At 63.3% G+C, this 24,370-nt stretch carries 20 protein-coding genes; 16 read left to right on the plus strand and 4 right to left on the minus strand.

The window, feature by feature from the left end:
- The first annotated feature begins 26 nt into the window (after nucleotides 1-26).
- The 3 genes from NEI07_RS06050 (at nucleotide 27) to xth (ending at nucleotide 3,186) form a co-directional block, all read left to right on the plus strand.
- Nucleotides 27-1,640 (plus strand): urease accessory protein UreH domain-containing protein, encoded by a 1,614-nt coding sequence (locus NEI07_RS06050; protein WP_256033388.1) that lies wholly within the window; start codon nucleotides 27-29, stop codon nucleotides 1,638-1,640.
- Between the two features lie 70 nt (nucleotides 1,641-1,710).
- Entirely contained in the window at nucleotides 1,711-2,259 is a 549-nt protein-coding gene (locus NEI07_RS06055; protein ID WP_256033390.1) for a hypothetical protein, read from the plus strand.
- Between the two features lie 141 nt (nucleotides 2,260-2,400).
- Entirely contained in the window at nucleotides 2,401-3,186 is a 786-nt protein-coding gene (gene xth, locus NEI07_RS06060) for an exodeoxyribonuclease III (RefSeq protein WP_256033409.1), read from the plus strand.
- On the opposite strand, the gene NEI07_RS06065 is transcribed toward xth, so the two are convergent.
- Nucleotides 3,165-3,980 carry a sulfite exporter TauE/SafE family protein gene (locus tag NEI07_RS06065; protein ID WP_256033392.1) on the minus strand — a complete coding sequence of 272 codons (816 nt, stop codon included), beginning with the start codon at nucleotides 3,978-3,980 and terminating at the stop codon, nucleotides 3,165-3,167. The two genes, xth and NEI07_RS06065, sit on opposite strands and share 22 nt — an antisense overlap.
- A 129-nt stretch (nucleotides 3,981-4,109) precedes the next feature.
- On the opposite strand from NEI07_RS06065, the gene NEI07_RS06070 reads away from it, so the two are divergent.
- Nucleotides 4,110-4,997 carry an MBL fold metallo-hydrolase gene (locus tag NEI07_RS06070; RefSeq protein ID WP_256033394.1) on the plus strand — a complete coding sequence of 296 codons (888 nt, stop codon included), beginning with the start codon at nucleotides 4,110-4,112 and terminating at the stop codon, nucleotides 4,995-4,997.
- Nucleotides 4,998-5,007: 10 nt separating this feature from the next.
- Here the strand turns inward: NEI07_RS06070 and NEI07_RS06075 are convergent, their stop codons facing one another.
- Entirely contained in the window at nucleotides 5,008-5,895 is an 888-nt protein-coding gene (locus tag NEI07_RS06075; protein ID WP_256033411.1) for a tetratricopeptide repeat protein, read from the minus strand.
- A gap of 392 nt (nucleotides 5,896-6,287) precedes the next feature.
- Between NEI07_RS06075 and NEI07_RS06080 the strand changes: the two genes are divergently transcribed.
- The 11 genes from NEI07_RS06080 (at nucleotide 6,288) to NEI07_RS06130 (ending at nucleotide 20,454) form a co-directional block, all read left to right on the plus strand.
- Nucleotides 6,288-6,665, plus strand: coding sequence for a c-type cytochrome (locus tag NEI07_RS06080; RefSeq protein ID WP_256033396.1), 378 nt, complete (start codon nucleotides 6,288-6,290; stop codon nucleotides 6,663-6,665).
- A gap of 48 nt (nucleotides 6,666-6,713) precedes the next feature.
- Nucleotides 6,714-7,346: a 7-carboxy-7-deazaguanine synthase gene (gene queE / locus NEI07_RS06085; protein ID WP_256033397.1), complete on the plus strand. Its 633-nt coding sequence runs from the start codon at nucleotides 6,714-6,716 to the stop codon at nucleotides 7,344-7,346.
- Nucleotides 7,343-7,723, plus strand: coding sequence for a 6-pyruvoyl trahydropterin synthase family protein (locus NEI07_RS06090; protein ID WP_256033398.1), 381 nt, complete (start codon nucleotides 7,343-7,345; stop codon nucleotides 7,721-7,723). Before queE ends, NEI07_RS06090 begins: the two co-directional genes overlap by 4 nt.
- Nucleotides 7,724-7,898: 175 nt before the next feature.
- Complete coding sequence (locus NEI07_RS06095; RefSeq protein ID WP_256033399.1) at nucleotides 7,899-9,860, plus strand: acyl CoA:acetate/3-ketoacid CoA transferase; 1,962 nt, start codon at nucleotides 7,899-7,901, stop codon at nucleotides 9,858-9,860.
- Nucleotides 9,861-10,437: 577 nt separating this feature from the next.
- Nucleotides 10,438-11,448 carry an ArsR/SmtB family transcription factor gene (locus tag NEI07_RS06100; protein WP_256033412.1) on the plus strand — a complete coding sequence of 337 codons (1,011 nt, stop codon included), beginning with the start codon at nucleotides 10,438-10,440 and terminating at the stop codon, nucleotides 11,446-11,448.
- On the plus strand, nucleotides 11,448-12,347 hold the full coding sequence (metF, locus tag NEI07_RS06105; protein WP_256033400.1) for a methylenetetrahydrofolate reductase [NAD(P)H]: 900 nt from the start codon (nucleotides 11,448-11,450) through the stop codon (nucleotides 12,345-12,347). Before NEI07_RS06100 ends, metF begins: the two co-directional genes overlap by 1 nt.
- Nucleotides 12,344-16,066, plus strand: coding sequence for a methionine synthase (gene metH / locus NEI07_RS06110; RefSeq protein WP_256033401.1), 3,723 nt, complete (start codon nucleotides 12,344-12,346; stop codon nucleotides 16,064-16,066). Before metF ends, metH begins: the two co-directional genes overlap by 4 nt.
- A gap of 151 nt (nucleotides 16,067-16,217) precedes the next feature.
- A complete protein-coding gene (locus tag NEI07_RS06115) occupies nucleotides 16,218-16,679 on the plus strand; it encodes a DUF1810 domain-containing protein (protein WP_256033402.1) in 462 nt (153 codons plus the stop codon).
- A gap of 5 nt (nucleotides 16,680-16,684) precedes the next feature.
- Entirely contained in the window at nucleotides 16,685-18,112 is a 1,428-nt protein-coding gene (locus NEI07_RS06120) for a multicopper oxidase family protein (RefSeq protein WP_256033403.1), read from the plus strand.
- Nucleotides 18,113-18,257: 145 nt separating this feature from the next.
- A complete protein-coding gene (locus NEI07_RS06125; RefSeq protein ID WP_256033404.1) occupies nucleotides 18,258-20,261 on the plus strand; it encodes a carbon starvation CstA family protein in 2,004 nt (667 codons plus the stop codon).
- Nucleotides 20,227-20,454, plus strand: coding sequence for a YbdD/YjiX family protein (locus NEI07_RS06130; protein WP_256033405.1), 228 nt, complete (start codon nucleotides 20,227-20,229; stop codon nucleotides 20,452-20,454). Before NEI07_RS06125 ends, NEI07_RS06130 begins: the two co-directional genes overlap by 35 nt.
- Before the next feature lie 18 nt (nucleotides 20,455-20,472).
- Here the strand turns inward: NEI07_RS06130 and NEI07_RS06135 are convergent, their stop codons facing one another.
- Together NEI07_RS06135 and NEI07_RS06140 are read right to left on the minus strand one after the other, a co-directional pair.
- Nucleotides 20,473-22,458 (minus strand): hybrid sensor histidine kinase/response regulator, encoded by a 1,986-nt coding sequence (locus NEI07_RS06135; RefSeq protein WP_256033406.1) that lies wholly within the window; start codon nucleotides 22,456-22,458, stop codon nucleotides 20,473-20,475.
- 13 nt (nucleotides 22,459-22,471) lie between these two features.
- Nucleotides 22,472-23,395, minus strand: a complete 924-nt coding sequence (locus NEI07_RS06140) for a response regulator (protein WP_256033407.1) — start codon at nucleotides 23,393-23,395, stop codon at nucleotides 22,472-22,474.
- Between the two features lie 34 nt (nucleotides 23,396-23,429).
- Here NEI07_RS06140 and NEI07_RS06145 point away from each other — a divergent pair.
- Nucleotides 23,430-24,370 (plus strand): uracil-DNA glycosylase (locus NEI07_RS06145; protein WP_256033408.1); only part of this gene is annotated, 941 nt, incomplete at its 3' end.

Here is a 24,370-nt window from a genome sequence, read left to right on the forward strand (position 1 = left end):
CCGCGCGGCGAGGCGTTAAACCTTAGATGAACCAAACGGCGATCACCTTTCACGCCCGCGGCATGCATTGCCACGGCTGCGAGCATGTCATCGAGGCGGCGGTCAAAAAGCTCGCCGGCGTGCGCAGCGTTTCGGCCAGCTATCCGACCGAGACGGTCGTCGTCGACTATGACGCCGATGCGACCAATTTCACCGCGATTCGCAACAGCGTCGAACAGAACGGCTATCGCGTCGTTCTGACGGAAGAGGCGCAGCGCCGGCGTTCGCCTTTCGTCAGACTGGCGATAATCGTCGCCGCGTTCGCCGGACTCGCCGCCATAATTCTGTTCGATACGCGCTGGATCAGCGCCGAGGGCGAGCCTGACATCGCTCAGCATATGAGTCTCGGCCTCCTGTTTCTTTTGGGCCTGCTGACGGGTTTTCATTGCGTCGGCATGTGCGGCGGCTTTGTTGTGGGTTATGCGGCGGCCGACGCGCGGGCGGGGCGCTCGTCCTTCGTCTCACACCTCGCCTACGGGGCGGGAAAGACGCTTTCCTACGCAACGATCGGCGCCGCCTTCGGCTGGTTCGGCGCCTTCATCGCGTTCACGCCCATGCTGCGCGGCGTCGCCGGAGTCGCGGCCGGCGCGTTCCTCATCATCTTCGGGCTCAATATGCTGGGCCTGTTCGCGCCGCTGCGCCGCTTTCGGCTTGGACTGCCCGGCCCGCTGCAGAACTGGGTGAATCGCGAGGCGGGCGGCGCGCGACATCGACCGTTCGTGATCGGTCTTCTCAACGGTTTGATGATCGCCTGCGGACCGTTGCAGGCGATGTATGTGATGGCGGCCGGGACCGGCAGCCCCGTTGAAGGCGCGAAGACGCTCTTCGTCTTCGGCCTTGGAACCTTGCCGGTGATGCTCGCCTTCGGCGCGCTGACGACAGTGCTCTCGGGGGCGGTGACGCACCGCCTGCTGATCGCGTCCGGCGTGATCGTCGTCGCGCTCGGCGCGGTGATGATCAATCGCGGATTGATCCTCACAGGCTCGGGCGCCGATCTCGCGTCGCTGACGACGAGCTGGCGAAGCCCGGCCGTTGAACGCGCCCAACCACAGCAGGATTCTGCCGCGCCGAAGACGCAGACGATCGAGATGGAGGCCAATGGCCTCGGCTTTACGCCCACCCGCTTCACGCTGCTGCGCGGCGTTCCGGTCAAATGGGTGATCAACGCGACGCAAGTGACGACCTGCAATAATCGTATCCTGGTTCCATCCTTGAAGCTCGAATTCGACGTCAAGCCGGGACGTCAGACGATCGAATTCACGCCGGAAACGACAGGCGTCATTCCCTGGAGTTGCTGGATGGGCATGTTGCGCGGGGAGTTCGTCGTCGTCGACGCAACGCCGGCCGCGCCGTCTCAGCCATCCACCTCTGTCGACTCGGCCGATCAGGGCGCGCCTCAAGCGACGCAAAGCCCGCCAGCGTCGGCCACTGTGCAGAAGACCTATACGGTGCGACGCGGCGACACGCTGCGCGCGATCGCCAAGCGACTCTATGGCGACGAAAAGCGCTGGCGCGACATCGCCGCCGCCAATCCGGCGCTCAATCGTAAAAAGTTGCGGCAGGGGCAAATCATCACTTTGCCCGTCGACGCGCCGCCGTGACGATTCGTCCCGCGCGCGACGCCGCCTGGCGCGCTACGCTCGTTGTTGTCACATGAAGGGGGAGGCCAGAATGAGAAGATTTTTCTTCGCCGCGGCATGCGGGTTCCCGTTGTTCGCCGCCGCCGCGATCGCGGGCGACGACACAGATGATCACAGCGCGCATATGAAGCAGATGAACATGGAGCACATGAAAATGTCGCCGAAGATGAGCGACACGCGCCAGGAGGTCGACCTTCCGGCGCCGATGCGCGCGCACATGCTCGCCAATATGCGCGGACATGCGGAGGCGGTCGCCGAGATCCTGGCGGCCTTGGGCAAGGGCGACGGCGCGGGCGCGGCGAAAGTCGCCGACACGCGCCTCGGTATGGCGTCTTCCGGCGCGGCGGCGTGCAAGCCGAACGCCAAGAGCGGCGAACTCGGCGATATGCCGGCGATGATGGCGCATCACATGCCCGACGAGATGCGCGCGCTCGGTCTGACGATGCATGAGCAGGCGAGCAAATTCGCGCAGGAGGCGGCCAAGATCGGGCCCGGCGGCGACATGCGGCCAGCGCTTGCCGAACTGTCGCAAGTCGTGCAAGCCTGCAACGCCTGCCACGCTGCCTATCGCCTCGACTAGCGCGCGTGCGACGCTCGAGCGCGCTTGCGAAAAAGCAGACGCCGGTTTTTCGCGCCAAGCGCGCTCTAAATTTATGTGAACGATCACGTCATCTGGATGTGGGCGAATTCGCCCAAATCCAGCGTGATCCAGGAGCCGACGGTGCGCATCGCGACTTGGAACGTCAATTCTGTCAGGCAGCGCCTCGCGCCGCTTCTCGCCTTTCTGCGCGAGGCCGCGCCGGACGCGCTGTGCCTGCAGGAAACGAAGTGCGAGGATCACGTTTTTCCGCGACTCGAAATCGAAGACGCCGGATATAATGTCGCTGTTCACGGGCAGAAGGGATTCAACGGCGTCGCCATCCTTTCCAAATCGCCGATTCAGGACGTGACTCTCGGTCTGCCGGGCTTCGACGGCGAGGCGCAGTCGCGGTACATTGAAGCGGTCATCGCCGATGGCGCCGGCGGCGTCATGCGCGTCGCCTCGATCTATGCGCCAAACGGCAATCCGCCGCACACGCAGAAATATCTCTACAAGCTCGCCTTCATGGAGACGCTGACGCGCCACGCGGAGGCGCTGCTTCGCCTCGAAGAGCCGACGGTTCTCGCTGGCGACTACAATGTCATCCCGGAGCCGCGCGACGTCTATGAGGCGTCCGCGTGGCTTGGCGACGCATTATTCCTGCCGCAGACTCGCGCCGCCTATCAGCGCCTGGTGAATCTCGGCTATGCCGACGCTTTGCGAGCGACATCCGACGAAGGCGGCCTCTATACGTTCTGGGATTATCAGGCCGGCGCCTGGCAGAAGAACAAGGGGCTTCGCATCGATCATCTTCTGCTCTCGCCGCAAGCGGCTGATCGGCTTGCGCGGGTGGAGATCGTCAAATCGATGCGGGCCGGCGACAAACCTTCCGATCACGTCGCGATCTACGCCGATTTCGCCGCGTGATCGAGTAGACCGAGCGCGCCGCCGCTTCGCCAGAGCACATAAAGCGCCACCGCGAAGATGACCGTCGCGAAGATGGCGCTCAGCGCGCCGCGCATCTTCGATAGATATCGCGCCGCGGCGGCGCCGATCAGTCCGCCAAACGCGCCGCCGAGCACGAGCGTTGCGGCAAGCTCCCAGTCCACGAGGTCCGAGAAAGCGTAGTTCGCCGCCGTTGTCACCGCGAAGGCGGCGACCGCGACGAGCGACGAGCCGATCGCGTTCAAGATCGGCATGTCGGAAGCAAACATCAGCCCCGGCACGATCAGGAAGCCGCCGCCGATGCCGAAGAAGCCCGAAAGCGCGCCGGCCGTAGCGCCAGCGCCAACGAGCCGGGGAAAATTGTCGCGGTTGAGCCTGACGCCTGGATAGCCCAACGCGCCCCGGCGCTGCAGCATCAGATAGGCGACAACGACCATCAGCAGCGCGAACAGCGCCAGCAGCTTCTCGCCGTCGATGATCTTGCCGAGCGTCGATCCGCCGAATGCGCCAGCAACCCCGAAGACTGCGAAGACAGAGGCGCAGCGCCATTTAATGGTCCCTGCGCGCGCATGATTAACGAGACTCATTAAAGCGTTGACGGCGACGGCCGCGGCGCTTGAGCCGATCGCGACATGCGGATTGGGCACGCCGACGAGATAGACGAGAAGCGGGACGGCCAGCACCGAGCCGCCGCCGCCGACGAGGCTCAGCGTAAAGCCGACGAGTCCGCCGGAAATCAGACCAAGCACGGCGTCCAAAGGAAGAGCCGTCAGCATGTCGCTCCTTCGCGCATATAATATTAGCTATTGCTTATTTAGATATAACGCATATATCTGTCGGCGCAAGCAGGAAAGGCGAAAGCACGCACGAGAGAAGTGCTTGAGCGCTGCAAGAAGGAGAGATCGATGCCGCAGGCGCCGTCCGTGAGGGCCTTCTTTGACGAGCCCACCAATACGATCACCTATATCGTCAGCGACCCCGCCACGAAGCGCGCGGCGATCGTCGATCCCGTGCTCGATTATGACCCGGCGAGCGGAGTCGCTGATTCGCATTCCATCGACGCCATCCTCGCCGAGGCGGCGCGGGAAGGACTAACGATCGATTGGGTTCTCGAAACTCATGCACACGCCGACCATCTTACCGCCGCCCAGATCGTGAAGGCCGCGACGGGCGCGAAGCTCGGCATCGGCGAACACATCGACAAGGTCCAGAAGATCTTCAAGCCGGTGTTCGGGGCTGAGGACGTAAAGGCCGACGGCGGCTGCTTCGACCACCTCTTCAAGGACGGCGAGCGGTTCAGGATTGGTGCGCTCGAGGGCGAAACGATCTACACGCCCGGCCACACGCCGGCCGACGTCGCCTATAAGATCGGCGACGCGGTGTTTGTCGGCGACACTTTGTTCATGCCCGACTATGGGACGGCGCGCGCGGATTTCCCGGGCGGCGACGCGCATGCGCTTTACCACTCGATCCGCCGGCTTCTTTCGCTGCCCCCGCAGACGCGGCTCTTCATGTGTCATGACTACAAGGCGCCGGGACGAGAATTCTACGCCTGGGAGACGACGGTCGCCGAGCAGCGCGCCAAGAACGTGCAGATCAAGGATGGCGTGAGCGAGGAAGACTTCGTGGCCGGACGACACAAGCGCGATCAGGAGCTTGCCGCGCCGCGGCTGCTGCTGCCGTCGATTCAGGTGAACATTCGCGCCGGCAAGTTTCCGCCGCCGCGCGGGGATGGCGCGCGCTTCTTGAGCATTCCGGTGAAGTTCAAAGGCGCTGCGGCGCAAGCCGGCTGAAAGTTGAACGTCAGTTGCGTTCGCGCAAATAGCCTTCGAGCATGGTGACGGCCGCGCTACGGTCGGCGTCGCTGGCGGAATTCAGCGCTTCAGCGTGCAAATCCGCGATCCATTGGTCGCGGGTCGCGCCGCCAGCAGCGTCGCGCGCCAGCGTCAGAAACATGAGTCCGCGCGCGCGTTCGGGTTCGCCGCTCGCCTCGCCGGTGAACATCATCCGGCCGAGCATCGCCTGCGCCTGCGGATGGCCCTTGCGCGCCGCGAGCTCCAGCCAATTCACGCCCTGGCGGACGTTCTTCTTCACGCCGGCGCCTTCGAGATACATTCGCGCCAGGTTGTACTGAGCGTCGGCGTTGCTGAAATAGGTCGCCGCATAACGGAATAGATCAAAAGCGCGATCGAGATCGGGCTTGATCTTTGCGCTCGGAACGCCGTCACGCAGATAAATGCCCACGGCGACGAAGGCGCTTGCCGCCATCGAACGCTCGCGCGGATCCGGCTCGTCGTCGGCGTAGTGGTCTACGATTTGCGCGAAATATTCATAGGCCTTGGCGTCGTCGCGGACGACGCCGTCGCCGTCGGCGTACATTCGGCCAAGTTTCCATTTGGCCAGCGGCTCGCCGCCCTCGGCGGCGTAGCGCAGCGCGGCGATGGAGGTCGCGGCGTCGCCGGCATGGTAGCTTTCGAGTCCAGCGCGGAGCGCCGCGCGCGGATCCTTGAACATCGGCAGAGGCTGCGACTCGGCTCTCGCGGCCGTTCGAGGCGCGTCAAGAGCGGGCGCCGGCGCGACGAAAGCCGTCACCAGCATGCCCAGGCTCGTCGCGAAAAGGCACAGCGGCAAAGCCGCGCGCTTCTTGCGCCTAAAGGCTGAAATCACGCCCGCGTGAACGCTTCCGACCATAATGTTCCGACTTTCCTCACCCGAGAAGACGCCCGACGTCTTTAAGGCCATACGCCAGCCGTCACCGCTGATCAGCGAGAGGGAAAGAAGGAACCTGCGGCCGAAAGCGAAATCTTTCGGCGCCTGTCTCCGCATCTCGAATGAGCTTGTGACCCGATCACATTAGCTCAGCTTTTGTGTCTGAAAAGGGGCTGGCGCAGGGACAATCGTGAGCAAATTGCTAATCTGCGGGACTGTTGCAATCAGAACACAGCACTGTTGCAAAAATGCAGCAGCGCCTCGCGGCGGCGCGTCGTCCTGACGCAAGCTCGAATGAAAGGCGCCGATACCCAGCGAGCCGCGCTTGTGCTTTCATGCGAGCGAATCGACGGCTCTCCGCTTAAGGAAATCACATGCAGCTTCGACGCCTTATGCTCGCTACGGCCCTCGTCGGCGGGAGCGCCGCTTTCGCAACTTTTGCGCTTGCGGCGGGCGACGCCCAGCGCGGCGCGATCGTCGCGAAGCGATGGTGCGCGTCCTGCCATGTGGTGACGTCGGATCAGACCAGCGCTTCGGCCGACGCGCCGTCCTTTTTCGATATCGCCCAGAGGCGAACCGACAGGAAGAAGCTTGGCCATTTTCTGATGGATCCGCATCCGCCGATGCCCGACATGCATCTCTCGCGCAGAGAGATCGACGACATCGTCTCCTATATCCGCAGCCTCGACCCCCGCCCGCAGCCGGCGCCCGAGCCTGAGGGCAAGGACAAGGAGCTTCCCAAGAACGGGTAAGCGTCTTGCCTCGCTTTACGCCGCGCGGGGTCCGCGCTAGAGCGGGCGATGGCCTACATCGTCAAGGAAGCTTTCAAAACCTTGCAAGGCGAAGGCGTTAACGCGGGCCGCGCCGCGGTCTTTTGCCGCTTCGCCGGCTGCAATCTGTGGAGCGGGCGCGAAGCGGACCGCGCCGCCGCGCAGTGCCAGTTCTGCGACACGGATTTCGTCGGCTTCGAGGGCGAGGGCGGGGGAAAATTCGCCGACGCCACGGCGCTTGCCGGCCATTTGACGAGGCTGTGGGGGGAGGGCCGCGAACGACGCTTCACGGTGCTGACCGGCGGCGAGCCGATGCTGCAGATCGACGCGGCCTTGATTTCGGCGCTTCACGCGCAAGGGTTCGAGATCGCCATCGAGACCAATGGCACGCTGCCCGTCCTCCCGGAGATCGACTGGATCTGCGTGTCGCCCAAGGCCGGCGCGCCGCTGGCCCAGACGAGCGGCGCGGAATTGAAGCTGGTCTTCCCCCAGCAGGGCGTCGACCCCGCCGACTATGAGCGGCTCGACTTTGCGCATTTTCTGCTGCAGCCCATGGACGGGCCGGATGTTTCGCGCAATACGGAGGCCGCGGTCAGCTACTGCCTGGCGCATCCGCGCTGGCGTCTGTCTTTGCAAACCCACAAGGCGATCGGGGTGAAGTGACGGTGTCGAGTTTCGAGGTTTACCGCGAGTTTTATTTCGAGGCGGCGCACGCGCTCTACGATCCCGAGGCTCCAGAGGGCGGCAAATACCGCAATCTGCACGGCCATTCCTTTCGCGTGCGCGTCACCCTGCGCGGCGAGCCCACTGTAGAAGAGCAATGGGTGATGGACCTCGGCAAGCTTGGCCGCAGGCTCGCCGAGTTGCGCGAACGCCTCGACCACTCGTTTCTCAATGACCTTGAAGGGCTGGGAAAGCCGACTCTCGAAAATCTCTGCGCCTATATCTGGCGTGACCTCGCGCCCACATTGCCGGGTCTTGCCGAAGTCGGGGTCTTTCGCGACAGCTGTTTTGAGGGCTGCGTCTACCGCGGCGACTGACGGCGATTTTCCCGCGCTGCAGCGGGCTTGCGGCCGATCTGCGGCGCATCGCCGCTATTGCGCAAGAGCGGCCCGGTCTCTACGGTTGAGCGCTCATTTTGAGCAAAACGCCCACCAGAGCGGCGACGTCAACGGTCCGCAATCAAAGAGTGGGGAGCGAGGGAACCCTGAGGACATGGCGAACAATAAGGTCATTACCGCCGACGAGGCGATTGCGCTCATTCGCGACAATGACGTCGTAACCACCACGGGCTTCGTCCAGAGCTGCATTCCCGAGGCCTTGCACGCCGCTTTGGAAAAGCGCTTCGTCGAGAGCCAGCATCCGCGCGACCTCACGCTGATCATGACGGCCGGCGCCGGCGACTCCAAGGGCCTGGGCACGGGACGCTTCCATCACGAAGGATTGCTGCGCCGGGTGATCGCCGCCAATTTCGGCCGGATGCCGAAGGTCGCGCAGGCGGCGCAGGAGAACAAGATCTGCGGCTACAATCTCCCGCAGGGCGTCATCTCGCAGCTCTACCGCGCCTGCGCCGCAGGCCAGCCGGGCCTCTTCTCCAAAGTCGGCCTCTACACCTATGTCGACCCGCGCTTTGGCGGCGGCAAGGTGAATGACCGCACCAAGGAGGACATGGTCAAATACCATAACATCATGGGTGAGGAGTGGCTGTTCTATATCGCCACGAAGATCGACGTCGCCTTCATTCGCGGCACCTCGGCCGATCCTTCCGGCAATATTTCAATGGAGCGCGAGGCGCTCGTGCTCGACAATCTCGCTCAGGCCATGGCCGCCCATAACAATGGCGGGCTCGTCATCGCGCAGGTCGAGCGCATCGTCGAACAGGGTTCGATCAAGCCCAAGGATGTGCATGTGCCGGGCATTCTGGTCTCGGCCGTGGTCATCGCCGATCCGCCGGAAATGCACCGGATGAACTATGGCGTGATCCACAATCCGGCGCTTGCCGGCGAAATCCGCGTGCCGGTAGAGAAATTCGCCAAAATGCCGCTCGACGAGCGCAAGGTGATCGCGCGGCGCGCCAGTTTCGAGCTGCCGCCGAACGGCGTGGTCAATCTTGGCGTCGGCGCGCCGGAAGGCATCGCCGCCGTCGCCAACGAAGAAAAGATGACGCCCTATATCACGCTGACGACGGAAGCCGGAGCCATCGGCGGCGTGCTCGCGGCCGGTTCGAGCTTTGGGGCCGCGACCAACGCCGACGCGATCATTCAGCAGAACCAGCAGTTCGACTTCTATGACGGCGGCGGTCTCGACATGACCTGCCTCGGCATGGCCGAGTGCGATCTGCAGGGCAACGTCAACACATCGAAATTCGGCGGACGCCTCAACGGCTGCGGCGGCTTCATCAACATCAGCCAGAACGCGCGCCTCGTCGTTTACGCCGGCACCTTCACCAATGGCGGACTGCGCGTCGAAATCGCCGACGGCAAGGTGAATATTCTGCAGGAAGGCAGGAACAAGAAGTTCCTCAACGCCGTCGAGCAGATCACCTTCTCCGGCAAATTCGCGCAAAAGCGCAAGCAGCCGGTCTATTACGTGACCGAGCGCTGCGTGTTCAAACTCGTCGACAAGGGGCTCGAACTGATTGAGGTCGCGCCGGGGATCGATATCGACAAGGACATCCTGGCGCATATGGATTTCAAGCCCATCATCGAACACGCCGAACTGATGGATAAGCGCATCTTCATCGACGAGCCGATGGGGCTGCTCAATGACCTCATCAATCTCAACATGTCCGACCGCGTCACGTACGACGCGGACCGCAACATCCTTTTCGTCAATCTCGAAGGCTGGCACGCGCGAACCAAGAAGGACATCGACGATCTGCGCAAGACGCTGATCGAGGCGTCGGACAAGGTCGGCAAGCGCGTCAACTCGGTCGTCAATCACGACGGCTGGAAGATCAACGAGGCGCTCTACGACGATTACGCCGAAATGATCGACTATATGAGCCAGCGCTACTATCTGACGACGACCCGCTATGCGACGAGCGCCTTCGCGCGCTTGAAGATGAAGGAGGCGCTGTCCAAGCGCGGTCTGCAGCCGCATGTTTTCGAGCGGCGCGAGGCTGCCGAGAGCTTCCTCGAAGTCGTCAGCAAGGAAGAAGAAAAGGCGCCGGCTTAAGCCGGCGGCGGCTGGTTTTCCGAGCCTTGAAGGGCGAGGGGCCGAACGTTCGCGTTCGGCTTCCGCCCGGAACCCTGCCCCTTTAGCTGCTGTAAAACAAAAACAGGCCCCGTGGCGTAGAGCTCACGGGGCCGTTTGCTTCTCTCGAAAGCTAGTCTGGATTGTCCAGTCCATGATCGGGCGTCCGATGCTTGGCCTTTGCCTTCGGCCGCCCGGAAGATTGTCGATTTGTCTCAGAGGATGGGCGGATCAAGCAGCTGCTCCTGATCGCCCAGTGACCGGAACCAAACGCCGGTCAATTGGTATGACCCGGTGGCGTCATGCTCCTCTCGCAACACGTTGCTCGGTTCGGCCCATCAACAGGGGGTTTCTGAGCCTATCCTTAATCGCGGTCGCGTCGAGGTCCCGCCCGAGCGAGCCTGCCGATCATGCTGTCAGATCGACAGGTGCGATATAACAAAAAGATGAACCTGGTTTGAGATTCGGTCAAGAACATTCCGTCGTCAAAAAACGGCGACCGTGGTTGCGTCCGCTAAATTTGACGTATATAGATATCTTTATGTCTAACGCGCAAATTATGAAGACCGTCGCCAAATTGGCTCTCGACCCGACGCTTGCGGCGCTGAACGCCGCCGGCGAGGAGACGCGCCTACGTCTTCTGGCGTTGCTCGCCCAGTCGGAGCTGACGGTGAGCGAGGTTGTGGCGATCCTGGGCCAGTCTCAGCCGCGCGTTTCGCGCCATCTTAAGCTCCTCGTCGAGGCTGGCCTCGTCGAGCGCCGCCGCGAAGGGGCGTGGGCCTTTTTCCGTCTGTCGCCGGCCGGCCCGGCGGGCGCCCTCGCGCGCGCCATTGTCGGTTGGCTCGAGGCTGACGACGCGCTTCTCGCCGGCGACCGCGCGAGACTCGCCCAGGTGCGCCAGGCGCGCGCCGAGAACGCCGCGCGCTATTTCGCCGCGCATGCCGAGGAATGGGACCACATCCGCGCGCTGCACGTCCCCGAGGAGCGCGTCGAAGAGGCGATGCGCCAAGTCGTCGGCGACAAGCCGGTGCGCAACCTGCTGGATCTTGGAGCCGGCGCCGGTCGGATGCTGGAGCTGTTCGCTCCCCAGGCGGAACGCGCCGTCGGCGTCGATCTTTCTTCCGCCATGCTCGGCGTCGCGCGCGGCCGTCTCGAAGAGACCGGCTTCGACAATGTGCAGCTGCGCCAGGGCGACATCTACGCGCTGCCGATCGAGCGCAATTCCATCGACCTCGCGATCATGCATCAGGTTCTGCATTTTCTCGACGATCCGGGCCGCGCGCTACGCGAGGCGGCGCGGGTGCTCGCGCCCGGCGGCCGTCTGCTTGTCGTCGACTTTGCCCCGCATCAGGAAGAGGCGCTGCGCGACAAGCATGCGCACCGCCGCCTCGGCTTTTCCGACGCAGAAATCACCGGATTGCTCGCGCAAGCCGGCCTCGACATCATTCAACACAGGCAACTGGCGCCCGACCCGAGCGAAGGCGCCAAGCTCACCGTGTCCTTGTGGCTGGCGCGCGATCCGCGCGTCATCGCCGATCCCATTCCCACAGCATCTTATGAGACAGCCTGATGTTTAACGCTCTACATCCCACGGCGTCGCCCAACCAATTTGCGATCTCCTATGAATTCTTCCCGCCCAAGACGCCGGAGATGGAGACGCAACTCTGGCAAACGATCAATCGGCTGGCGGCGCTCAAACCGCATTTCGTCTCCGTCACCTATGGCGCAGGCGGCACCACCCGCGAGCGCACCCATTCGATCGTCGCGCGCATCGTGCGCGAGACTGAAATGAAGCCAGCCGCGCATCTCACCTGCGTTTCCGCCGCGCGCGAAGACGTCGACGCGATCCTGCGCGATTATTGGGACGTCGGCGTTCGCCATATCGTGGCGTTGCGCGGCGATCCGCCGACAGGCGTGGGGTCGAAATTTGAGGCGCATCCGAAAGGCTACGCCACGTCGACCGATCTCGTGAGCGGCATTCGTCGGATCGGCGATTTTGAGATTTCCGTGTCGACCTACCCCGAAGGCCATCCGGAAAGCGCCTCGATCGAACAGGATCTCGACGCGCTTCAGGCGAAGGTCGACGCCGGCGCGACGCGCGCCATCACGCAGTTCTTCTTCGACAATGACGTCTACTTCAGGTTCCTCGACAAGGCGCGCGGGCGAGGGATCACGATTCCGATCGTGCCCGGCATCATGCCGATCCGCAATTTCAAGCAGGTCGCCGGCTTCGCGCAAAAGGCCGGGGCGAGCGTGCCGCGCTGGCTCGCGGAGCGCTTCGACGGACTGGACGAAGACCCGGAGACGCGCGCGCTCATCGCCGCGACGACCGCCGTCGAGCAGGTGATGAGCCTGGCGCGCGCCGGCGTCAATGAATTCCACTTCTACACCAACAATCGCGCCGACCTGGTCTTCGCCATTTGCCATTTGCTTGGCGTGCGTCCCGTTCGTGAAAGGGCCATCGCATGATTTTCGACAAAGCTTACGGCCCCAATATTCTCAAAACTTTGGAAGAGGCGGCGTCGCGCCGAATCCTCATTCTCGACGGCGCCATGGGCACGATGATCCAGCGCCACAAGTTTGAGGAGGCCGATTTTCGCGGCGCGCGCTTCACAGATCACGCCAAGGATCTGCGCGGCAACAACGACCTGCTGACGCTGACGCAGCCTGACGCGATCAAGGCGATCCATGTCGCCTATCTCGACGCCGGCGCCGATATCATCGAGACCAACACGTTTTCGTCGACGACAATTGCTCAAGCCGACTACGGGCTCGAGCATCTCGCCTTCGAACTCAATTGCGCGGGCGCGCGGCTGGCGCGCGCGGCGGCCGACGAAGTCGCGGCGAAGACCGGCGTGCGCCGCTTCGTCGCCGGTTCGCTCGGCCCGACCAATCGCACCGCGTCGATCTCGCCCGACGTATCCAATCCGGGCTTTCGCGCCGTCACCTTCGACGAGCTGCGCGCCGCCTATAAGGAAGCCGCGCTTGGCCTCATCGAAGGCGGCGCCGACATTCTTCTCGTCGAAACCGTCTTCGACACGCTCAACGCCAAGGCGGCGCTCTATGCGCTCGAAGACGCATTCGACGAGGTCGGAACCCGTTTTCCGATCATGATCTCCGGCACGATCACTGATCTTTCGGGCAGGACGCTGTCAGGTCAGACGGCGGTCTCCTTCTGGAATTCGCTCGCCCACGCCAAGCCGTTTTCGATCGGCTTCAACTGCGCGCTCGGCGCCCGCGAGATGCGTCAGCACATCGCCGAGATCGGCCGCGTCGCCGACACGCGCGTCTGCGCCTTCCCCAACGCCGGCCTGCCCAATGAATTCGGGCTCTATGACGAAAGTCCCGAATATATGGCGGAGCTCGTCGGCGAATTCGCGACCGCCGGTCTCGTCAATGTGCTTGGCGGCTGCTGCGGCACGACGCCGGATCATATCGCCGCGATCGCCGGCGCCGTGAAAGGCGTCGCCCCGCGCGCGATCCCGACGATCGAGCCGATGCTGCGTCTTTCCGGATTGGAGCCCTTCACGCTGACGAAGGACATTCCCTTCGTCAATGTCGGCGAGCGCACCAATGTCACGGGTTCGGCGAAGTTTCGTAAACTCATCACCAATGGCGACTATGCGGCGGCGCTGGACGTTGCGCGCGATCAGGTGGCGAACGGCGCGCAGGTCATCGACGTCAATATGGACGAAGGCCTGCTCGATTCCGAACGCGCCATGGTGGAATTTCTCAATCTCGTCGCCGCCGAACCCGACATCGCCCGCGTGCCGGTGATGGTCGACTCCTCTAAATTCGCCGTGATTGAAGCCGGCCTGAAATGTCTGCAGGGCAAGGGGGTCGTCAATTCGATCTCGATGAAGGAAGGCGAAGAGAAATTCATCGCCGACGCGCAAAAGGTGCGCCGCTATGGCGCCGCCGTCGTCGTCATGGCCTTCGATGAAAAGGGCCAGGCCGACACATTCGCCCGCAAGACCGAGATTTGCACGCGGGCCTATAAAATCTTGACCGACATCGTCGGCTTTCCGCCCCAGGACATCATCTTCGATCCCAATATTTTCGCGGTCGCGACCGGCATCGAAGAGCATGAGAATTACGGCGTCGATTTCATCGAAGCCGCGCGCGTCATCAAGCGCGATCTGCCGCATGTGCATGTGTCGGGCGGCGTGTCGAATCTGTCTTTTTCATTCCGCGGCAATGAACCCGTGCGCGAGGCGATGCATTCGGTGTTCCTTTATCACGCCATTCAGGCGGGCATGGACATGGGCATCGTCAACGCCGGCCAGCTTGCGGTCTATGGCGAGATTGACCCCGAGCTGCGCGAGCTGTGCGAAGACGTGGTCTTGAATCGCCGCAAGGATTCGACCGAGCGCCTCGTGGAACTGGCTGAAAAGTTTAAGGGCGTCGCCGGCAAGACGCAGGAAAAGGACGCCGCCTGGCGCGACAACAGCGTCGAGAAGCGTCTCGAATATGCGCTGGTCAACGGCGTCACCGATTACGTCGAAGCGGATGTGGAAGAGGCGCGTCAGCGCTCCACGCGCCCGCTGGACGTCATCGAAGGCCCGCTGATGACCGGCATGAATGTCGTCGGGGATCTCTTTGGCTCGGGCAAAATGTTCCTGCCGCAGGTCGTCAAATCGGCGCGGGTGATGAAACAGGCGGTGGCCTATCTCATGCCCTTCATGGAGGCCGACAAGAGCGAACGCTCCACTGCCGGCAAAATCCTGCTGGCGACGGTTAAGGGCGACGTTCACGACATCGGCAAGAATATCGTCGGCGTTGTGCTCGGCTGCAACAACTTCGAGGTGATCGACCTTGGCGTCATGACTCCCTGCGCGAAAATTCTGGAAGTCGCCAAGAAGGAAAAAGTCGATCTCATCGGTCTTTCCGGCCTCATTACGCCATCGCTCGACGAGATGTGCCTCGTCGCCTCTGAGCTCGAGCGCGAAGGTCTCGACACGCCGCTCCTTATCGGTGGCGCGACGACAAGCCGCGTGCATACGGCGGTGAAGATCAGTCCCAATTATCGTCGCGGCCAGGCCGTCTATGTCACCGACGCGAGCCGCGCCGTTGGCGTCGCGCAGGCGCTCGTCTCCGAGAAGACGCGCCCCGACTATGTCGCGCAGACGCGCGCCGAATATGAACGTCTCGCGGAGGCGCATGCGCGCGCGCAGGCCGACAAGCTGCGGGTGCCGCTCGCGCAGGCGCGCGCCAACGCTTATAAAATCGACTGGGCCGCCTATGAGCCGCCGAAGCCCTCCTTCAGCGGCGCGCGCGCCTTTGCGAGCTACGACGTCGGCGAGCTTGTTCCCTACATCGACTGGACGCCGTTCTTCCAGACCTGGGAATTCAAGGGCCGCTATCCGTCGCTGCTCGACGATCCCGAGCGCGGCGAGGCGGCGCGCACGCTGTACGACGACGCCCGCGCCATGCTGAAGCGGATTGTCGAGGAGCGCTGGTTCACGCCGAAAGCCGTCATCGGCTTCTGGCCGGCGAATTCGATCGGCGACGACATCGCGCTCTACAATGGCGAGTCGCGCAATGAGCGGATCGCGACGCTGCACACCCTGCGTCAGCAATTGCAAAAGCGCGACGGCAAGGCCAATCTCGCGCTCGCCGATTTCGTCGCGCCCAAGGAGAGCGGCAAGGCGGATTATGTCGGCGCCTTCGTCGTGACCGCCGGCGCGGAAGAAGAAAAGATCGCCGCCCGCTACGCGCGCGCCAATGACGACTATGGCTCGATCATGGTCAAGGCGCTCGCCGACCGCATCGCGGAAGCTTTCGCCGAGCGCATGCATGAGCGCGTGCGCAAAGAGTTTTGGGGCTATGCGCGTGAAGAGAATTTCGCGCCCGACGCGCTGCACGCCGAGCCTTACGCCGGCATTCGCCCGGCGCCCGGCTATCCGGCGCAGCCCGATCACACCGAAAAGGCGACGATCTTCGATCTGCTCAATGTTGAAAAACGCACCGGCGTGAAGCTGACCGAGAGTTACGCCATGACGCCGGCCGCTTCCGTCAGCGGGCTCTATCTGGCGCATCCGAGCGCGCATTATTTCGGCGTCGCGAAAATCGAGCGGGATCAGATCGAGGATTACGCCCGCCGCAAGGGCATGGAGGCGCGCGAGGTCGAACGCTGGCTCGCGCCGATTCTCAACTACGCGCCCGTCGCCGCGGAAGCGGCGGAGTGATATCGAAACGATTGGCCTGTCATTCCCGGCGGACCGGAGGTCCGACCCGGAATCCAGAGCCAATTCAAGAATGTTGGTCTTGCTCTCGATTCCCGATCGCGCGCGTTGCGCGCCTCGGGAATGACAGCAGAGTTGATCAACGGATTTGGTCATGACCCGCGGCGCGGACGATCCTTACGATCTCGACCGCTTCGTCGCGGCGCAGGCGCCGATCTATGCGCAGGCGGTCGCCGAACTTGCCGCCGGCCGCAAGCGCAGTCACTGGATGTGGTTCGTTTTTCCGCAGTTCGAAGGGCTGGGCGCGAGCGCCATGGCGCAGCGCTATGCCATCCGCTCGCCGGCCGAAGCGCACGCCTATCTCGATCATCCTTTATTGGGCGCGCGGCTCAAGGAATGCGTCGGACTCGTCAATAAGATCGAAGGACACAGCGCGCATGAGATATTCGGCGCTCCCGACGATTTGAAATTTCATTCGTCGATGACTCTGTTTGCGGCCGCGGCGCCGCAAGAGCCGCTCTTCACTGAGGCGCTGCGCAAATATTTCGACGGCCGGCGCGATCCATTGACCCTTGCAAAATTAAGCGGTTCGCGTGAGGACCCTATAAACAGGTGACCGTCATGCTGTCACGTCGATCCGCGCTGCTCGGCGCCTTTTCTTCCTGCGTAACTTTTCCTCAATGCTCGTGGGCGCAGCCAAACTCGGTCGCCGCGACAGATAAGCCCGAAACCGTCACGATCCTGCGCGTGCAGCGGCGCAACATCGAAGTGAACGGAAAAACGGCATCTGTGCTCGGCATTCGCCAACCCGACGGCGCGCCGGGGCTTGTCACCGAAGTGGGACGGCGGTTCCGCGTTCGTGTCGACAACGAACTCGATGCGCCCACCCTTATCCATTGGCATGGCTTGACGCCTCCTTGGCGCCAGGACGGCGTGCCTGGCATTTCCGGACCGCCGATTTCGCCTGGCGCCAGCGCCGAATACGACTTCCCGCTACGCTTCGGGGGCACGTTCTGGATGCATTCGCACGAGGGCCTACAAGAACAATCTCTGCTCGCCGCGCCGCTCATCATTCGCGACGGGCGCAACCCGCCCGGTCAGCAGGAAGCGACGATCATGCTGGCGGATTTTAGCTTTACGCCGCCCGAGCAAATTTATGCGGAGTTGCGGAAGAGGCGCGCCGCGCCAGGACCGCGGTCCGCAGAGCCAGGAGCGGCGAACGAAAGCGCAGTTCCGAGGCCGGACCTAAATGACGTAAGGTATGACGCGTTCCTCGCCAACGACCGTACGCTCGCCGACCCCGAATCAATCCGCGTGGAGCCAGGCGAGCCGATTCTGCTGCGCGTCATCAACAGTTCGTGTATGAGCGCATATCACGTCGATCTCGGCGCGCTTAGCGGCGAGCTTATCGCAGTCGATGGATTTAGCGTGCGCCCAGTTTCGGGACAGCGCTTTCCGATCGCGGTTGCTCAGCGCCTCGACATCCTCATCAAAGTTCCGCGCGGTCCTGCCGTCTTTCCCGTGCTCGCGATTTTGGAAGGCGAGCGTCGACAGACCGGTGTGAGCCTTGTTGCGGGACGCGCGCCGGTAACCCGCATTCCAGAAACAGCACCGACGCCTTCGCCTGCGCTTACTCTCAACTTGGAATCGCGGCTGCGCGCGACGAAGCCGCTCGCCAAACGCAAGCCGGACCGGATTCATCACATCGACCTGACCGGTGACATGAACGGATATGTCTGGTCGATCAACGGCGTCGCTTGGAACAAGGAGGTGCCGCCCCTGGCCGTTGCAGAGGGGGAGCGCGTCGAACTCGTGCTCAAGAATAAGACGCGCATGTCTCACCCGATGCATCTCCACGGGCACCAGTTCCAAGTGGTGGAGATCGACGGCAAGCGGTTTTCGGGAGCGGTGCGCGACACCATTCTCGTGACGCCTGGGAGGCGCGTCGTCGTCGCATTCGACGCGAACAATCCCGGCTGGTGGGCTTTTCACTGCCATCTCCTGTACCATCAGGCCGCCGGCATGTTTGCTACGGTGCGTTACATATGACGCCGCTGACCCAAGATAATCTCAGGCGCTCTTTGCCGAAGCCCAGCGCAAATATTTCGCCGGCCGCCGCGATCCCTTGACCCTTGCAAAATTATAAGTTTCGTTGAAATCAATGCGCCGGGAGTGGGCGCTATTCGGAGTTCTAATGTCGATCATCAACATCGCCGGCGGCCGCCAGGCATTGAAGCTGTTTCCCTGGGCGCTCGTGTTCGCCCTCGTGCTGTTCTCGCTTTACACGCTCGCGGTCTCGCGCGGCGAGCCGGTCAACGCCATGTGGCTCGCCACGGCGGCGATCGGAACCTACGCCATTGGCTATCGCTTCTATTCGCGCTTCATCGCCGAGCGGGTGCTGGGACTCGATGCGCGCCGCCGCACCCCCGCGCTTCGCCGCAATGACGGGCTCGATTATGTGCCGACCGACAAATGGGTGCTGTTTGGCCACCATTTCGCGGCCATCGCCGGCGCCGTGCAGGATTTTCTCGTCCTGTTCATCTCGACGCGGCGCGACGGCCGCTCGCTCGGCGATCTCATCAAGACCGAGATGGGGCGCGTGCCGGGCGTCATCGCCATGATCGGCATTCTCACCATCATGATTATCCTGCTGGCGGTGCTGGCGCTCGTGGTCGTCAAGGCGCTCGCCGACAGTCCTTGGGGCGCGTTCACGGTCTTCGCGACGCTGCCGATCGCCGTCTTCATGGGCGTCTACGGCCGCTACCTGCGGCCGGGACGGATCGGCGAAATGTCGGCAATCGGCTTCGTTCTGCTGCTCTTGAGCATCGCCTTCGGCCGAACCGTGTCGGAGAGCGCGATGCTGGCGCCGCTCTTCTCATTTAAGGGCGAGACTCTCGCCTTCATGCTCATCGGCTATGGCTTCGTGGCTTCGGTCTTGCCGGTGTGGCTGTTGCTGGCGCCGCGCGACTATCTTTCGACCTTCCTGAAAATCGGCACGATCCTGTCGCTCGCGGTCGGCATTTTCATCGTCTGGCCAGACCTCCAGATGCCGGCGATCAGCCGCTTCATCGACGGCACGGGGCCGGTCTTTGCCGGCAGCGTCTTCCCGTTTCTGTTCATCACCATCGCCTGCGGCGCGGTGTCGGGCTTTCACGCGCTTGTGTCCTCCGGCACGACGCCGAAGATGATCGGCGACGAGACGCAGACCCGCTTCATCGGCTATGGCGCCATGCTGATGGAATCCTTCGTCGCCGTCATGGCGCTCATTGCCGCAAGCGTGCTGGAGCCTGGCGTCTATTTCGCGATGAACAGCGCGCCGGCGCTGATCGGCGCGACGCCGGATTCCGCCGCGGCGGCGATCTCCTCATGGGGGTTCGCGGTGACGCCGGAGACGCTGTCGGGCGTCGCCGCCGAGGTCGGCGAGAAGACCATATTGTCGCGCACCGGCGGCGCGCCGACGCTCGCCGTCGGCATGGCGCATATTCTCTCCTCCGCCCTCGGCGGGTCGGCTGCGAAATCCTTCTGGTATCATTTCGCGATTCTGTTCGAGGCGCTGTTCATCCTCACCACAATCGACGCCGGCACGCGCGTCGCGCGCTTCATGATCCAGGATCTCTTCGGCGCCTTCTTCCCCGCCTTCGGCAATACGCGCGCCTGGGCGCCGAACCTCGCCGCGACCGCCATCGCCGTGAGCGGCTGGGGCTATTTCCTCTATCAAGGCGTGATCGATCCGCTCGGCGGCATCAACACGCTGTGGCCGCTGTTCGGCATCGCCAATCAGATGCTCGCGGCGATCGCGCTGACGCTGTGCGTCGTCGTGCTCTATCGGATGAAGCGCGAGCGCTACGCCTTCGTCGCCATCGCGCCGACGGCGTGGCTCTATATCTGCACGCTGACGGCGGCCTTCGAAAAAATCTTTCACGAGGATCCGCGCATCGGCTTTCTGGCGCATGCGAGAAAATTCGCGGCCGCCGCCGACAAGGACCAGCTGCTGGCGCCGGCGAAGACGCTCGCCGAAATGCAGCGCGTCATCTTCAACGATTATGTCGACGCCACGCTTTGCGCGATTTACGTGACGCTGGTTCTGGCGATGCTCGGCTTCGCCATCAGAGCCATTCGCGCCGCGCGCGCCGCGCAACATGTCACCACGCGGGAGACCGAAGATGAATTGCACGATCTGCAGCCTGCCCGGGCTTGATCTCAATCGTCTCGCGCGCAAGCTGCGCGACGGCGCGAAGCTGATGGTCGGCCAGGGCGATTACGACGCCTATGTCGCGCATGTCCGCGCCCGGCACGAAGACGCGCCGATCATGACGCGCGACGAATTTTTTCGGGCGCGCGAGAATGCGCGCTTTGGCGCGGGCGGCGCGCGCGCGTTTCGCTGCTGTTGAATTTCGTCGGGAGCCGATTCACGCCGACGCGTCGTCGCACAACAAATCAGCGACGAGGCGGATATCCTCCGGCGTAAAGGGCTTCTCGACGATTGGGCAGCCCGAACGCGCGATGAAGCGATCTGCGCCGGGACCCAAAACGTCGCCGGTGACGAAGGCGATGCGGTTGGTCATCTGCGGATGTTCGACGCTGAGCCAGTCGTAGAAAGCCGGGCCGTCGCCATTGGGCATGCGGATGTCGCAGAGAATGAGGTCCGCCGGCCGCGCGGCGATCGCTTGTTTCGCGAGGTCGCCGCTCGTCACGATCTCGCAGTCGAAGCCGAGCCGTCGCAAAATTTCGCCGAGCAAGCCTGCGATTTCGACTTCGTCGTCCACGATCAGCGCACGCCGCTGCTTGATCGTCCGTTGCGTCGCCGCCTCCGTATTTTCGTCAGCGGCGACGTTTTCGATGCTCAAGGCGTCGATCGGCAACCTGATTGCGAAAACAGCGCCCGCGCCGGGCTGTGGCGGCTCCAGAGTGAGCGAGCCTCCGTGCGACTCGATGAGACCGCGCGAAACGGCAAGTCCGATTCCGGTCCCCATCCCCTGCGGCTTCGTCGTGAAGAAAGGATCGAAAATGCGGCTGCGGATCGCGTCTGGAACGCCCGGCCCATTGTCGGAAATGTGGATATCGAGCTTCTGCGCCGCTTGATCGGCGCGCGCGACGATACAAATTCGCCGGGGCGCCGGCTGCGCTTCGAGCGCCTGCTTGGCGTTCACCACAAGATTGAGCAGCACCTGATGCAATTGGTCGCTGTCGGCCAAGAGCGGCGGCAGGTCCGCGGGGACGTCTTTGGTCACCTCGATGCCGGCCGTCCGCAGTCCATACGAAAGCAGTTCGAGCACGCGCTCGACGAGATCGGGAATTTCCACCTTGCCGCGTTCCGCCTCGCGCTGACGGGCCATGGCCAGGAAAACCTTGACGATTCGCGCGCAGCGGTTGGCGGCTGTCTCGATTTTCGCGCCGCGTTCCGCAAATTCCTCAAAATGCTTGTCGAAGCTCGCATGCGACTGAGCCGCCTCGCGCAGCATGAGCGCCTGTCCGATGACGATGGAGAGCGGATTGTTGAGTTCATGCGCCACCCCGGCGAGGAGCGACCCAAGGGCTGCGAGCTTTTCATTCTGGTAGAGCGCTTCTCTTTGACCTTCGATTTGTGCCTGCGCTTCTCGCGCCGGACGGAGATCGCGAAGATGCGCGGTGAAGAGAGCGCTTGAGCCCGAACCAACCGCTGTGATCGCCAATTCGACGGGAATGCGCGATCCGTCGGCGCACATCGCCTCCAATTCGACGCGCCGCCCGAGAACGGATGCCGGCCCGCCCGCTCGGAAGCGTTCAAGCCCGCTGTTGTGATGATCGCGCATTTCCACAGGGACGATCAGTTCGGCGACAGTCCTGCCGATCGCGTGCTCGCGCGAATAGCCGAATGTCGCCGAAGCCGCAGGGTTGAACTCGACGACACGGCCTTGCGCGTCGATAACGACGATACAATCGAGAGCGGAGTCGACCACCGCCGCATGAATCGCCTCCCGCGTCCTGTGCGATTCAAGCAATTCCAGCCGATCGCTTTCGCACTGCTGCTCGGCGTCGGCCAGCGGACGCGCGACGCAGACGACGCCCTGCATGACCCCGCCCGGCGTGAACGGCCTGAGCTCTTCTTCGATCCAATGAGGGGCGCCGTCTGCGTCGTCAACGAAACGACGCAGGCGTTGCGGCTCGTTGGCCGAAAGATTTTGCATCGCTGCTTTGTAAAGACTGGCCGCCTCGGCGCCCATAACGTCATCGACGAACTTCCCGATGACGCAATCCTCTGTCGCTCCGAGCGCCAAGAGAAACTCGCGATTGACGTAGCGATAGCGTAGCTCCACGTCGAGAAAGGCGGCGCGGCCTGGCACAGCGTCGAACAATGCCCGCAGCAGCGCGCCGCCGGTCACCGGCGCCTGCGTCGCCCCTTGCTGGATATTCATTTGAGGCGCTCTCTCAATTTGATGCGCGCTCATTGAGCGCCGCGCTGGAGGTCTCGTGCAGCCACAATTGCATCGGCTCGGCGATGTTTTTGAGCGCGTGCCGTCGCGCAACGAAGTCCTTGCGTATATTCCCGCGCGTCATAGCGTGCGCCACATCCGAAATCATCACCGAACCGGCCGGCGCGGCTTCCTGTATGCGCGCGGCGAGCGCCACGACTTCGCCGAAGCGGTCTCCGTTCCGAACCACCACGTCGCCAACCGCCACGCCGATGCGCAATTGCAGCGTTTGCGCGTGCCCATGCGCCGTCGCATAAGCGCGCGTTTCCGTCTGGCATTCTACGGCCCATTCGATCGCGTTGTGCACGCTGGCGAAATCGATCAGCGCGCCGTCGCCGAGCATCTTGAATAAACTTCCGGAGCGGCGAGGAAGCGATTGCGTGACCACGTCGCGAAAGAACCGGTCGATGAGCGCCAATCCGTTATGCTCGTCGGACTGAATCAAGCGGGTGTAGCCGACGACGTCGATCGACGTGATCGCCGCCAGCCTTTTGCCGGCGAGGGCGGCGCGCGCCATCTTTCTGCGCCGCAGCAGGCCGCGGATACGCGCCAGCATTTCGCGCATGTGATAAGGCTTGGTGACATAGTCGTCGGCGCCCGATTCGAGCCCGACGATGCGGTCGATCGCCGAATTGACCGCTGTTGCGAAGATGATGCCCGTGGAGCCGCGCGCATTCAGCCATCTTGCGAGCGACAGCCCGTCTTCGCCCGGCATGTTGATGTCAAGAATGGCGAGATCGATCGCCTCGAATTCCACCATGGCGCGGAATTCCGCGGCGCTCGGCGCCGCGAGAACGCGATAGCCGTTCGTCGATAGAAACTCGGCGAGCAGCTCACGCAAGTCCTGTTCGTCTTCGGCAATCGCGACGGTCTCGAGCATCGGCCGATCTGTCTCATCGAGAAAGAGCTTTGATTTGGCGCAATATAGATTGCGCGTATCGCCGCCGCAAAATGTGCGGCTCCACACCGCTTCGGTTGATCTCGCGCCAGCTTCGTTTAGTCTCAATGTCATGCGCGCCGACCTTCCGGAAAATGCTAACGCCCTCATGGCCTTGCTCGACTGGTACGTTCAAAGCGGCGTCGATCTCGCGCTCGACGAGGCGCCGCACGACCGCTATGCGGACAGTGCGCGCGCGGTCGGGGGGGCGCTGACCGAGCCCGCCGAATCGATGGCGATGCTTCAAACCTTGCCGCAGCCGACGGCTGCCGAACGCCCGCGCCGCGCCGCGGCGCCAATCGCCGCGCCGGATGAGGCCATTCGCGCCGCGGAGCAGGAGGCCTCCAGCGCGCGCGATCTTGACGAGCTCGCCGCGCGTCTGGCCGATTTTCCGCACGCGCCGTTTCGCGACATGGCGCAGCATTTTCTGTTCGGCGCCGGCGCCCCCGGAGCGCGTCTCATCGCCTTCGACGCCGCGCCGGGCGTGACGGAGGAAGCAAGCGGCGAGGCGTTCAGCGGGCTCTCGGCGAAACTCCTCGACAATATGCTGGCGGCGATCGGCCTCGATCGCACCAGCGCTGCTCTCGCCTATGTCTCGCCCTGGCGCCCGCCCGGCGATCGCGCGCTGAGCCCGCATGAAGCGGCGATCTTCGCGCCATTCGCGCGACGCCGGGTCGAGTTGGCTCGGCCGGACGTACTGCTGATTTTTGGCGAAGCGCCGGCGCGGATCATGCTGACGACGAATGAGCCGGTCGGAAAGCTGCGCGGCAAGGCCTTTGAAGCGCGCTGCGGCGCGCATGTCGCGCGCGCCTTCGTCTTTTCCAGTCTCGAGGCGATGCTGAAAAGCGCGGCGCTGAAGCCCGCCGCCTGGCGCGATCTGCGAAGGGCCGCGGCGGCGGCGCTGCAAGAGCGTTGCTA

The organism is Methylocystis suflitae (assembly GCF_024448135.1).
GTDB classification, from domain to species: Bacteria; Pseudomonadota; Alphaproteobacteria; order Rhizobiales; family Beijerinckiaceae; genus Methylocystis; species Methylocystis suflitae.